This window comes from Patescibacteria group bacterium, assembly GCA_038064855.1.
Taxonomy (GTDB): domain Bacteria; phylum Patescibacteriota; class Minisyncoccia; order Ryanbacterales; family GWA2-47-10b; genus SICQ01.
Map to the genome: position 1 here is coordinate 1 of JBBTSE010000006.1, position 11,637 is coordinate 11,637.

Sequence of the window (11,637 nt, forward strand, 5' to 3'; positions counted from 1 at the left end):
TCCAGAAATGACAACATTTCAGCGAATTTCATTCGCCCAGGTTCTTTGGCAGTTTTTGCCTCTTCGAAAGAGGCGACAATTTCAAGTTTTTCTTTGGCGGCAAATTCGTGCAATTCGGTGAGTTGTGCCTCAATTGAGAGAATCTGACGATCCTCGTCTTCTGTAGATTTCCGAACGTAGATAATGTATTTCATGATGTAGTTAGATTAAATTGAATAAAATTTTCTTTTCCTAGAAAGCAAAACCGCCGATTGCACTTTTCCCCACGCCCGCCGTACGATTTGGTCGCCGCCGCAGGCGGCGAGGGGTCTGCCGGTTTGACTTTTGTGAATTGGTTGAGTATTCTGAAGATAGTTCGAACGCATTTCGCGGCCACAGGCCGCGAAATAGAGAAGCCCCCCGAAAAATAATCGGCTTCGGCGCGATCTTAAAAACTGCCAAAGAACCTGTCAAAAACATCGGCTCGAACCATATTTTAGGAAAAGATTTTTTCATTATTAAATTGGTCGATAGGTATTAAATTCAATAAATCGTCTCTATGTCATACTTAATCTTTACAGGTCTCACCTTAATAGGCACTATCGCATTTATTATCGGTATCCCGCTCTGCATTTTCTTCGCAGTAAAAGCACATGGTGAGTTAGATGCGAATAAGAAAAAACGTCTCAAGAGAAAAGCAATGTGGAGTATTCTCGGTCCTATACTTCTTGTATTTCTTTCAATCATGGCTCAAGGATTCGCAACTGTTTTTAGAACAGCTTTCTAAATACTCAATGGAAAACATCGCACAAGAAAATCCGGATGTTAAAAAGCCGGTCAGGAGTATTATTTGGTTGGTCATCATGATTGCCATTTTTGCTTGGCTTGGATCAATTGTGGTTGCGGTGCCTCCGGCTCTGATTTTATTGGGAGTGATTTTTTCTCAAAAATTATCATACGCGGGAATAGTTATATTTATTGAACAACATTATTGGTATTTTTATATTCTCTTTGCTCTATACCTTCTCGGCCAAGTGCTTGGTATCCGATATGGAGTGAATGATGTTTTTCGTAAAAGTAAAATCGAGACGGAGAGAATACTAAAGATTGTTTTTGGAATTGCGGTATTGTATGCCATCTTTAACTTTCCAAGAATTTCCGCGATTGATTTTCGAACCATCCTTGTATCCAGTGCCTCGATAATTATTCCAACCCTTGCTACTTGGTATTTTCTCAAACACAAGTTTTCTTAAAGAATTTGCCGCCAAAGAAAAACTTGAAATTGTCAAAGATCGCACCGAAGCCGATTATTTTTCGGGGGGCTTCTCTATTTCGCGGCCTGTGGCCGCGAAATGCGTTCGAACTATCTTCAGAATACTCAACCAGACAACAAAAAGCGAACCGATACGGTTCGCTTTTTGTTTTGTGTTGCTTGTATTACAGTTGAAGAGTGAAGGATTTATATAGGGTATTGTCGCCACAACATCTTGTAATCGCGCGGTATAGCGCGGCGGTATTGGTGCTCGCGGCGTTTGGTTTTGTCTCGTATCATCTCAAGCTTATTTATGAAGAAAACGCCATACTCGCTGAAAAATTGCAGATGGTCAGAGAAGATCAGCTGGCAACCGCGAAAAGTCTTTCAGAGACTTTGGCGCTCCTCGACAAAAATCTAACACTGACAAAAACCGAACAAGAAAAATTGCGCGGTGTGTTGACGAGTGAGCAAGTGCGCGTCAAAGAACAACAAAAACAGCTCGAGAGCATCTCGGGTACCGTAGGTACACTTGAAAAGCTTACTTATACCGACGAAGAGCTTTTGAAAAAATATTCAAAGATATATTTTCTCAACGAGCATTACATCCCTGCAAACCTGAGTAAGATTTCGTCGCAATATACGCGTGATCCGAAAAGTGATTTGCAGATCCACTCAAGCGTTTTGCCGCATCTTGAAAAACTTTTAAAAGCAAATACCAGCCCTGATTTTGACTTGCGCGTAAGCTCTAGCTATCGTTCGTTTGGCACGCAGGCAGATTTGAAATCAAATTATTCAGTGACTTATGGTGCGGGTAGCGCAAATCAGTTTTCTGCTGATCAGGGATATTCAGAACATCAGCTTGGCACGACGATCGACTTTACCACGGTACGAACAGGCACCGATCTCTCCGTGTTTAAAGACACTTCGGATTACAAATGGCTCTTGGCGAACGCTCACCAATATGGCTTCACGCTTTCGTATCCAGAAAACAATGCCTACTATCAGTTTGAGCCGTGGCATTGGCGCTTTGTGGGTGTAAAGCTTGCGACTGACCTCTACAATCAGAAAAAACATTTCTACGATCTGGAGCAGCGTGAGATCGATAAGTATCTCGTCAATATTTTTGATAAATAATAATGTGGCTTATCTACATCCTACTCTGTAAAGACGGCAGTTTGTATACCGGTATTACCAATGATCTTGCAAAGCGTTTTGCCGCACACAAAGCTGGCAAGGGTGGAAGCTACACGCGTTCGCATTTGCCCAAAAAGATAGTATATAGAGAGCGAGCTAGCTCAAGAGGTAAGGCCCTACAGCGCGAGGCAGCTATCAAGCGTATGGCGCGCGCAAAAAAACTCCAACTTATCCGTTTTCATAAGTGATAAAAGCTTTATACTAGGGCTATATTTTTGTTATGATTGACGCGCGACTCAAAGAGCTTTTAGTAGGTCCCGGCCTCATATTGCCGGCCGATTTTGATGTGCTTGCCGAGGAGGCAAAGACGCACAACGAGCCACTCGAAGATTTGCTTATCGAAAAAGATGTCATCCGTGATGATCAGCTGGGTCAGGTGCTCGCCGAGGAATACGGCGTGCCTTTTATCAATATTCAAGAAGAAAAAATCGACGAAGAAGTGTTGCATCAGATCCCCGAGCTTGTAGCGCGTTCGCGTGGCGTGGTCGCATTTGGGCGCGACAAAGATACTTACAAAGTTGCTATGCGCAACCCCAGGGACGCCGAAATAACAAATCTACTCGAAAAGCGCCTTGCCGGTCCCATCGCAAAATTTTATATTTCCAAGCGAGGGCTTACCGAAGCACTCGGGTTTTATCGTGCGCATATTCGTGATGCGTTTACCAAGATTCTTGATCAACTCAAAGACGAAAAACTTTCGCGCGAGGATAGAGATGAAGCCACGGTAGCGATGGTCGACGCACTCTTACGCTATGGGCATGAGTCAAAAGCATCGGATGCGCACATTGAACCGCATGCACAAAAAATTGTTATTCGGTTTCGTATTGACGGCGTGATGCATGATATTCTTGACCTTCCCAAAAATTTGCTCGATGTGATTTTAACGCGCATCAAGATTTTGGCGAAAATGCGTACTGATGAGCATCGTGCCGCGCAAGACGGCAAGTTGTCATTTGAAACTGACGATGACAAAGTTGATGTGCGCGTATCGATCGTGCCGGTGACGGAAGGTGAAAATGTAGTGATGCGTTTGCTTTCGTCAAAGAGCAGGCAGTACAGCTTGTCTGATGTAGGGCTCTCTGATACTGATCGCGCAAAAATTGAGAGCGCGATCAAAAATCCGCATGGCATGATTTTGGTCACGGGTCCTACGGGCTCAGGTAAAACCACGACAGTCTACGCTATGCTCAAGATTCTCAATACGCGCGATGTACACATTGCGACCATTGAAGATCCGGTTGAGTACGAGATTGATGGCGTGAGCCAAATACAGGTAAATTCGCGCACCAACCTGACATTTGCCAAGGGACTTCGTGCTATAGTTCGTCAAGATCCCGATATCATCATGGTAGGTGAGATTCGTGATGAGGAGACGGCTGATATCGCTATCAACTCCGCTATGACCGGTCACCTTGTACTCTCGACCCTGCACGCGAATGACGCGGCGACCACCCTTCCGCGCCTACTCGATATGAAGGTTGAACCATTTTTGGTAGCTTCCACCGTCAATATTGTCATTGCCCAGCGCTTGGTACGAAAAATTTGTGAGAAGTGCCGCGCCTCTCACCAAGGATCTGATGATGAGAAAAAAATGCTTGCGGGTGACGCGCGCTTACGCGAAGTAGTGTTGAATCACCTGAAGACCGATATCGAAAATATGCGCTTGTATAAAGGTACGGGGTGCCCCGTATGCTCCAATACGGGATATCTTGGTCGTGTGGGAGTTTTTGAAGTGTTGATCATGACCCCCGAGATCAAACAGCTCATTGCCGCTCGCGCCGCGTCATCTGATATTATGGGCATAGCACGCACGCAGGGGATGACGACCATGCTCGAGGATGGTATCGATAAAGTGGTTCGAGGAATTACTACTATAGAAGAAGTTATTCGCGCAACAAAAGAATAATATATGCCTGACAAACAGCTTACTCGCGAGGAGACAACGGGGCGCATTACCGAAGTGACTTCCATTATTTCACATCAGTTAAAAACACCGCTTGCGGGTATTAAATCATCACTCGAGATTTTACTTTCGGGTGATTTAGGAGAGGTGAGTGTCAAACAGCGTGAGTATTTGGCCTTGGCACTTGATGGATCAAACAAAATGATTGGTCTTATCAAAAATTTACTTGATGCTTCACGCATTGACGAAGGTCGTATGCAGTTGGCTAGCACTCCTACTGATATCGGTGCACTTGCCAAAACCGTTGTCGATGATTTGGTGACATTTGCGCAGGCAAAAAATACCACGCTCTCTATCACGCTTGAAGAAAATATACCCAAAACTTCTGTCGATGCGCTCAAGATCCATGAAGTGATCAACAATATCGTATACAATGCGATTCGGTACAGTAAAGGTAAGGGCACGGTTTCGGTCGGTGTCCGGCGCGATGGGCACGATGTTTTATTCTCATGCGTTGATACCGGTATTGGTATCGGCGAGGGCGATAGGAATAAAATTTTCAGCAAGTTTTATCGCAGTCCTCATGTAAGCGCGCTCGCTCCCGACGGGTCGGGTCTCGGGCTTTATATCTCAAAGGCAATTATTGAGAAAAGCGGAGGGAAGATCTGGTTTGAATCCGAAGAGGGTCGGGGCTCTACCTTTTCGTTCTCGCTCCCGATACAATAGACATACCTATGGCAGATCAGAAAAAAATTCTTATCATCGAAGACGACAAGTTTCTCCTGAAGCTTTATAGTGACAAGCTTTCTCGCGAAGGTTTTTTGGTGAGCATGGCAATCTCAGGAGAGGAAGGTCTTGGTAAGGTAAAGCAAGAAAAGCCCGACTTGGTACTGCTCGATGTTATTTTGCCACAGAAAAATGGTTTTGATATTTTAGGCGCGCTCAAGCTTGATCCTGAGACCAAAGGGGTGCCGGTGATCATGCTGACCAATCTCGGTCAAGACTCCGATATCAAGACGGGTCTTGACTTGGGCGCCGTCGATTACTTGGTGAAGACTGATTTTTCTATTACAAAGCTTCCCGAGGTCGTTCGCAAACATATTGCGATTCATGGCGCAACCACAACTCCAAGTTCGTCATAGTAGCAGGAGGGGCGCGAGTCTCGCGACACGCGCTCTTTTTGCTAAACACTTGGCGGTCATGCTCAAGTCGGGCTTGACATTGACCGAGGCGTTGGCTATCACGCGCGATTCGTCGCGCGGCGCATTTCGCGGCGTTCTCACTGACATCATGCGTGCGGTAGAAACGGGCAGGCCGCTCTCACAAGCGTTTGGTGATCACGAGCATGTGTTTGGCGGGCTTTTTATCGAGGCGACCTATGCGGGCGAAAAATCAGGCACCTTGCCAGAAAATTTGGAAAATATCGCGACCGAACTTGAACGCGAGAAAGAGCTTGTGGCAAAAATAAAAGGGGCGCTTATGTATCCATCAGTAGTGTTGGCGGCGGCTTTTGTGTTGGCGATGGGCGTGTCTCTTTTCGTACTACCAAAGATTACTCCGCTTTTTGAAAGTTTTCATACCGAATTGCCGTTTACCACCCGCGCACTGATTAGTTTTTCACATTTTATCAGTAACTACGGTTACTTCTTTTTTGGCGGGGCCGTTCTCTGTACGCTCGTGCTCGTGTGGGCCGTACGGCAAAAGTTTTCACACCCGTTTACTCATCTTTTGATGCTTCGTATGCCAATTGTGGGTGGCATGATCAGGTCGGCAAATATCGCGCGGTTTGTGCGTACGCTCGGTATGTTGCTCAAAAGCGGTGTCAATGTCGATGAAGCGATTGAGATCGCACACGACTCGATGGGCAATTATTATTATAAACTTGCTCTTACGCGCGTGGGACGCGATGTCGCCAAGGGCTCAAAGCTTTCGGGGAGTTTAGCTCAAGAGGCGCATCTATTCCCCCCAATTGTCACGCGCATGATCAAAGTGGGCGAGGAGTCGGGTAAATTTGAGGAAACACTTTTTTATCTTGCTTCATTTTATGAAGCCGAGGTTGATACATCGACAAAAACTCTCTCTACTATACTCGAGCCCATTCTTCTTTTGTTTATTGGACTTCTGGTGGGTGGGCTCGCGCTCGCGATTATCACGCCAATCTATGAGATTACGGGTGGCATCAAATACTAAACGCGCGTTTACCCTTACCGAACTACTCATCACCATCGCGCTCTTGGGTATGATTGCTACTATCGCGGTGCCAGTCGTCTCGAACTTGCAGGTATCGGGTCAGCTTGACGATGTGACAACCGAGATAAAAACGGCGCTTCGTGCTACGCGTACGCGTTCGGTCGCGCGTGTGGGTGATGCGACGCACGGCGTTTTTTTTACATCCCAATCTTACACACTCTATCGTATACCCGATGGTGTGCCGACACTCAACGAGGCGCGACAGATACCTCGTGCAATGAGCATTTCCACTACTATTCCGGCGGCCGATATCAACTTTAGCCGAGGCATTGGTATACCAAATATTGCTGCAAACCAGACTATCACCATCACACATGCTACCGGGGGCACGCGTATCATCACTATCACTCCCGCTGGTCTCGTAGATGCGCAATAATAAAGATATGAGAGGGCAGACGCTCTTTGAGATTATTATTGCACTCGCGATTTTTTCCATGATCGCGTCTATTTTGGTTAGCGTATCACTCGGCGGCTTTACCGCGCTTACGCAGGGGGGTGATCAGACTAAGGCATCAGGGCTCGCTGAAGAGGGTATGGAGGCGTTACGATCTATACGCGATGGCGCATGGAATGAAATACGCCCCGCCATAGGCAGTCAGACGGCGGTGGTGACGGGCGCTATTTCGGATGTGCCAAAGGTGCCAACCGGCAGAGAATGGATTTTTACTGCCGGCGCGCCTGCAGAAACTCTCGGCAAGTTTACACGCACAATCACGCTCGAGGCGGTGTGCCGCGATCCGCAGACACGCGTGATTTCAACATGTCCCATTGGTGCACCCGATCCCCATACCGAGCGCGCGACAGTCACGGTGAGTTGGGAGACGCGGCCAGGGACTCCAAACACGGTTGCTCGCAGTTCATATCTGACGGGGTGGGATTCGCGTACATGGCGGCAGACTGACTGGTCGGGTGGCGCAGGGCAAACTACATGGTCTGATGCCACTCGCTATAATCTTGACGATGGCAATATTGATAATCTTAGTGGAGAGCTGAAGCTGCGACAAAGCAGTGATGTATGGATTTTTGACCCCAGCTTTTCTTGGGCGAGTGTCGTTGGTGGGCCGGTCCGAGTTCTTAATGGGATTGATACGGCCGATGGCATGAATGTATGGGCAGTGGGAGGCAATGGTATTATTCTCAAATATAATGGCGTATCGTGGTCTCGTATACTTCATAATTTAGGTACGCAGAGTATCAATGCAGTAGACGTAATATCCCCGACCGACATATGGACTGCCGGGAATTCCGGTAAAATATATCATTCTACAGACGGCGTGAATTGGATCGAGGATGAAGACACAGGAAGTCATGTATGGAATTCGATTTCTATGGTGAGCCCGACACTGGGTTTTGCAGTAGGAAACTCGGGTTGGGTAGCGCGATACAATAGTGGTACATGGGCTGTATCCAAGATTGTTCCAGGCCACAGCAGCAATCTTCATAGTGTTTCTATGCTCTCTGCCACTGCTGGTTGGGCAGTAGGGGCGAGCGGTAAAATATTTTTTTGGAATGGGACGACGTGGGCCGAGGATGAAGATACGGGTGGTCAGGTATGGGATGATGTTTTTGTATTTCCGGGTATGAGTGATGGTTGGGTGGTTGGTTCGAGTGGAAATATATATCGTTGGGATGGGGCCAACTGGCTTTCTGTGGCCCCAGGAGTTAGCGCGGCACTCAATGCTAGTGCTTTTGTAAGTCAAACAGATGGGTGGGCGCTTGGGAATGGTGGCACTACACTTCGTTGGAATGGCGCTTGGAATAGTATCACCTCACCAACAAGTCAAAATCTCAACGACATTGTGTTGGTGGGCAGTGCAGGATGGGCAGTTGGAAATAGTGGAACTATTTTAAAGTTGCAAACCAGTAGTGACTATCCTTTGAGCGGCTCTCTTGTCTCATCTGCATTTCCGCTCGTCGATAATTCGCCGGTAGAATCGATCGAATGGTTGGAACAAATCCCCGCAGGGTGTGGTACCTGTTCGGTAAAGTTTCAGATACAGACATCAGCCGATGGTACCTCATGGCTCCCCGCAGAGTGGATGGGGCCCGAGGGGGATGACGATAATGAAACTGACTATTTTACTCTTGCTACAGGGCATCTGATACCAAGTATTGCGAATGGTAGGCAATGGGTGCGGTACAAGGCAGAACTTACCGGTGATGGTGCGAACACGCCGACATTACAAGAAATACGCATACAATATAAATAACATGCGACGCGCCTTTACTCTTATCGAAATAATCATTTATCTTGCTATTATCGGTATGATCGCGGTGACTTTGGTATTGTTTAGTATCTCAGTCTCCACTTCGCGCGGTAAGGCGGAAGTCGTCTCCGAGGTACAGTCAAATGCACGGTTTGCGCTTGATATCATGCGTCAGAAAATTCGCCGTGCCAGCGGTATCAACATAGCTGCCAGTACCTTTAACTCTCCTCAAGGCGTGTTGTCAGTCGTGATGCCAAATGCTTCCGAAAATACCGTTTTTAATCTCGATAATGGTCGCCTTCGTATGACGGTAGGCATCAACCCTGCCGAGTTTTTAACCTCTGATGAGATTGAGGTTACAGATTTGCGGTTTGTAAATCTGACTGATGGCGCGCGAGAAAATATACGCATATTCATGACGTTTCGATATAAAAATGCGGGTTCGGTAGAATATCAGTATGAATATTCAGTCGAGAGTGCAATGAGTATTCGATTTTAATGCTATGAGAGCTATAACATATTTTCGTTATCATTCGGGGGTTGCCGCTCTTTTTCTTGTCGTTGTAGTCGGCGCCTCCGCCCTTTTGATGGCGGTCGGCGCGTCGCTATTGGGTATCGGTGAGCTTACGATGGGTTTTATGAGCGCTCAGGGCGAAGAGACACTCTCGCTTGCTGATGGATGTCTTGAAGAAGCGCTTGAGCGTATACGCTACAATCCTGTAATCAGCGAGATAATCCTTGAGACCAACGTACCGGTCTACCCAGCTGGTTCATGTACAATAGATATGGTGGACATCCTCGGTCCGCAGATCGAGCTCACTATTACGGCGACAAAAGATGGCTACTATAAAAAAATTGTTGCCGTGGTGGATCCAACTTTTTCTGGTCCCCAACTGATATCATGGACAGAGGTTTCAAATTAATAGTATGTATTTCGGCACAAAAACGGCAGTCGGCATCAGCGTCGCTGATCATATCATCGAAGTAGTAGAGCTTGTGATGGGCGAAAAGACCTCTATCCGCGCGCGCAATCGTATCATGCTCGGAGCAGGTATCATTACGGGCGGGGCTATTCGTGATGAAAAAAAACTTGCTGACGCATTTATTAAACTCTTTGCTGATGCTAAGCCCATACCAATACAGGCGCGACACATTGTCTTTGGTATACCAGAAGCCGCTACCTATTTTCATATTTTTGAGACACAAAAGATATCGGCCGAATATATCTCTACCGAGGTTACACGCAACATTCCATTGCCAGCAGAAGACATCGCGTTTGGGTATCGTGTCTTCCCCCAGTCAAAAGATACTTCGCGTGTTGTGGTTGCGGCCGCATCGCGCGCGCTTGTAGACTCGTGGCAAAAGTTTTTAAACTCGCAAGGAATTATGGTTGATATATTTGATATCGAAGTATTTGCTATTTTCCGCAATCTGTTTCGAGAGTTTCCCAAAGAACCCGTGTTGATAGTTGATAGTGGCGCTCATACGACTACTATCTCTATTCTTGATTCGGCGGGTCTCGTCTATACGCGCTCTATGCATATAGCGGGTGAGTATCTGACAAAAGAAATCGCAGCCGCTCTCAAGATAGGGTATAGCGAGGCAGAGGAGAAAAAAATCGCCATGGGACTTGAAGATCGTGAGCATCCCATTTTTTTTGCACTCATCAAGGGGTTAGAGGCGATTACCCGCGAGATGCGCGCAGCGCAAGAATATTTTGCGCGTACACGCAATGCACGCGTATCGGAGATTATCCTTGCTGGCGGCAGTTCGCGGATGACGGGCCTTGCCGCCTATATGGAGGCGAACTTCGGCATCTCAATTGTGGTGGCTTCTCCTACCAGTGATATTGAGGCGGTGGGGTACGCACTTCGAGGTCTTGAGGCGCGTTGGGATGCTACTGATCCGCGACTTACACTCGAACAAGAGGGTGCGTCGTGGCATTTTCATATACCAAAACCAACACTTCACTGGAGCATGCCACAAGGGCAAAAAGGGTGGTGGCACCTCTTTACAAAGTAGCTGTGGATAACTGATATCATTTTTGGTCTCGTGCTCGTATACTAAAGATAAGTCTATTTACTAGATTACTCTCTCATTATTTTCTCTATGAAAAAACGTAGTGGCTTTACTCTCATCGAACTTCTTATCGTCATCGGTCTTATCGCTATTTTAGCGGGTGTAGTGTTTGTGGCACTCGATCCATTTACTCGTTTTCGTGACGCGCGCAACGCACGGCGTAACGCTGATGTCGCTTCAATCGCAAGCGCTGTTCGTGTCAACCAAGTTGATATCGGCGGGCGCTATATGTACGGTTTACGCACTGCTAATAGTCCAACGACATTTACAGGTCCGGCAAATGCGTGGGGCGGTACATTCCAAAATAACAATATCGTACTTGGCGAGACATACATGATAGCTGTTGCGACAGGTACCACTGACGGCTCCCCACTATGTAATACTGGTTGTGCTGGGGTGGCGGGGGTGACGAGTATAAGTCATTGTGTAAATATTGCACCGCTCGTTACGGGCGGGTATCTCGGGTCTCTTCCAAGAAGTCCAGCAGGTGCCCAAGGTTGGGGAGGTAGCTATAGCGGATATTATTTGCGCGTGAATGGCAATAGTTCACTGACAGTTGGCGCGTGCGATGTGGAAGGAGGCGCGGCAATCCAAGTCACTAGGTAAATAAAAAATCTTCTAAAAGCTCCCGCTTTGCGGGAGCTTTTGTCTTGCAGAAAGGCAATATTTTAGGTATTCTAAAAAGCACGATTTTAGTCGCCGGCATAGCTCAGTGGTAGAGCGAAGGACTCATAAGCCTTAGGTCGCAGGTTCGATCCCTGCTGCCGGCA

Annotated in this window: 16 protein-coding genes and 1 tRNA gene; 15 read left to right on the forward strand and 2 right to left on the reverse strand. The window is 47.1% G+C overall.

From position 1 onward, the window contains the following. Both AAB417_02015 and AAB417_02020 read right to left on the reverse strand, forming a co-directional pair. Window positions 1-194, reverse strand: a 194-nt coding sequence (locus AAB417_02015; protein MEK7630778.1) for a recombinase family protein, incomplete at its 3' end; no start/stop codon positions are given. Window positions 195-231: 37 nt separating this feature from the next. Next, window positions 232-495 (reverse strand): hypothetical protein, encoded by a 264-nt coding sequence (locus AAB417_02020; protein MEK7630779.1) that lies wholly within the window; start codon window positions 493-495, stop codon window positions 232-234. 43 nt (window positions 496-538) lie between these two features. Here AAB417_02020 and AAB417_02025 point away from each other — a divergent pair, with 43 nt between their 5' ends. From AAB417_02025 to AAB417_02095, 15 genes are all read left to right on the forward strand, one after another. Beyond that, complete coding sequence (locus AAB417_02025; protein MEK7630780.1) at window positions 539-766, forward strand: hypothetical protein; 228 nt, start codon at window positions 539-541, stop codon at window positions 764-766. Window positions 767-773: 7 nt separating this feature from the next. Next, entirely contained in the window at window positions 774-1,232 is a 459-nt protein-coding gene (locus AAB417_02030) for a hypothetical protein (GenBank protein ID MEK7630781.1), read from the forward strand. Between the two features lie 218 nt (window positions 1,233-1,450). Continuing rightward, window positions 1,451-2,368 carry a M15 family metallopeptidase gene (locus tag AAB417_02035; GenBank protein ID MEK7630782.1) on the forward strand — a complete coding sequence of 306 codons (918 nt, stop codon included), beginning with the start codon at window positions 1,451-1,453 and terminating at the stop codon, window positions 2,366-2,368. 2 nt (window positions 2,369-2,370) lie between these two features. Beyond that, a complete protein-coding gene (locus tag AAB417_02040) occupies window positions 2,371-2,616 on the forward strand; it encodes a GIY-YIG nuclease family protein (protein MEK7630783.1) in 246 nt (81 codons plus the stop codon). Between the two features lie 32 nt (window positions 2,617-2,648). Next, window positions 2,649-4,334, forward strand: a complete 1,686-nt coding sequence (locus AAB417_02045; protein ID MEK7630784.1) for a GspE/PulE family protein — start codon at window positions 2,649-2,651, stop codon at window positions 4,332-4,334. A gap of 3 nt (window positions 4,335-4,337) precedes the next feature. After that, window positions 4,338-5,057 carry a HAMP domain-containing sensor histidine kinase gene (locus AAB417_02050; protein MEK7630785.1) on the forward strand — a complete coding sequence of 240 codons (720 nt, stop codon included), beginning with the start codon at window positions 4,338-4,340 and terminating at the stop codon, window positions 5,055-5,057. 8 nt (window positions 5,058-5,065) lie between these two features. Further along, a complete protein-coding gene (locus AAB417_02055; protein MEK7630786.1) occupies window positions 5,066-5,473 on the forward strand; it encodes a response regulator in 408 nt (135 codons plus the stop codon). Next, entirely contained in the window at window positions 5,442-6,521 is a 1,080-nt protein-coding gene (locus AAB417_02060) for a type II secretion system F family protein (GenBank protein MEK7630787.1), read from the forward strand. The genes AAB417_02055 and AAB417_02060 overlap by 32 nt, the downstream gene beginning before the upstream one ends. Further along, a complete protein-coding gene (locus AAB417_02065; GenBank protein ID MEK7630788.1) occupies window positions 6,505-6,957 on the forward strand; it encodes a prepilin-type N-terminal cleavage/methylation domain-containing protein in 453 nt (150 codons plus the stop codon). Before AAB417_02060 ends, AAB417_02065 begins: the two co-directional genes overlap by 17 nt. A gap of 7 nt (window positions 6,958-6,964) precedes the next feature. Further along, window positions 6,965-8,791: a hypothetical protein gene (locus AAB417_02070; protein ID MEK7630789.1), complete on the forward strand. Its 1,827-nt coding sequence runs from the start codon at window positions 6,965-6,967 to the stop codon at window positions 8,789-8,791. Window position 8,792: 1 nt separating this feature from the next. After that, a complete protein-coding gene (locus tag AAB417_02075) occupies window positions 8,793-9,287 on the forward strand; it encodes a prepilin-type N-terminal cleavage/methylation domain-containing protein (GenBank protein MEK7630790.1) in 495 nt (164 codons plus the stop codon). 4 nt (window positions 9,288-9,291) lie between these two features. Continuing rightward, entirely contained in the window at window positions 9,292-9,711 is a 420-nt protein-coding gene (locus AAB417_02080; protein ID MEK7630791.1) for a hypothetical protein, read from the forward strand. A gap of 4 nt (window positions 9,712-9,715) precedes the next feature. Continuing rightward, window positions 9,716-10,810, forward strand: coding sequence for a pilus assembly protein PilM (gene pilM / locus AAB417_02085; GenBank protein ID MEK7630792.1), 1,095 nt, complete (start codon window positions 9,716-9,718; stop codon window positions 10,808-10,810). Between the two features lie 87 nt (window positions 10,811-10,897). After that, window positions 10,898-11,473, forward strand: coding sequence for a type II secretion system protein (locus AAB417_02090; GenBank protein ID MEK7630793.1), 576 nt, complete (start codon window positions 10,898-10,900; stop codon window positions 11,471-11,473). A gap of 92 nt (window positions 11,474-11,565) precedes the next feature. Next, window positions 11,566-11,637, forward strand: a tRNA-Met gene (locus AAB417_02095).

Coding starts and splice junctions, on each gene's coding strand:
- AAB417_02020 (MEK7630779.1), bottom strand. CDS start 495: ATGAAAAAATCTTTTCCTAAAATATGGTTCGAGCCGATGTTTTTGACA.
- AAB417_02025 (MEK7630780.1), top strand. CDS start 539: ATGTCATACTTAATCTTTACAGGTCTCACCTTAATAGGCACTATCGCA.
- AAB417_02030 (MEK7630781.1), top strand. CDS start 774: ATGGAAAACATCGCACAAGAAAATCCGGATGTTAAAAAGCCGGTCAGG.
- AAB417_02040 (MEK7630783.1), top strand. CDS start 2,371: ATGTGGCTTATCTACATCCTACTCTGTAAAGACGGCAGTTTGTATACC.
- AAB417_02045 (MEK7630784.1), top strand. CDS start 2,649: ATGATTGACGCGCGACTCAAAGAGCTTTTAGTAGGTCCCGGCCTCATA.
- AAB417_02050 (MEK7630785.1), top strand. CDS start 4,338: ATGCCTGACAAACAGCTTACTCGCGAGGAGACAACGGGGCGCATTACC.
- AAB417_02055 (MEK7630786.1), top strand. CDS start 5,066: ATGGCAGATCAGAAAAAAATTCTTATCATCGAAGACGACAAGTTTCTC.
- AAB417_02060 (MEK7630787.1), top strand. CDS start 5,442: ATGGCGCAACCACAACTCCAAGTTCGTCATAGTAGCAGGAGGGGCGCG.
- AAB417_02070 (MEK7630789.1), top strand. CDS start 6,965: ATGAGAGGGCAGACGCTCTTTGAGATTATTATTGCACTCGCGATTTTT.
- AAB417_02075 (MEK7630790.1), top strand. CDS start 8,793: ATGCGACGCGCCTTTACTCTTATCGAAATAATCATTTATCTTGCTATT.
- AAB417_02080 (MEK7630791.1), top strand. CDS start 9,292: ATGAGAGCTATAACATATTTTCGTTATCATTCGGGGGTTGCCGCTCTT.
- pilM (MEK7630792.1), top strand. CDS start 9,716: ATGTATTTCGGCACAAAAACGGCAGTCGGCATCAGCGTCGCTGATCAT.
- AAB417_02090 (MEK7630793.1), top strand. CDS start 10,898: ATGAAAAAACGTAGTGGCTTTACTCTCATCGAACTTCTTATCGTCATC.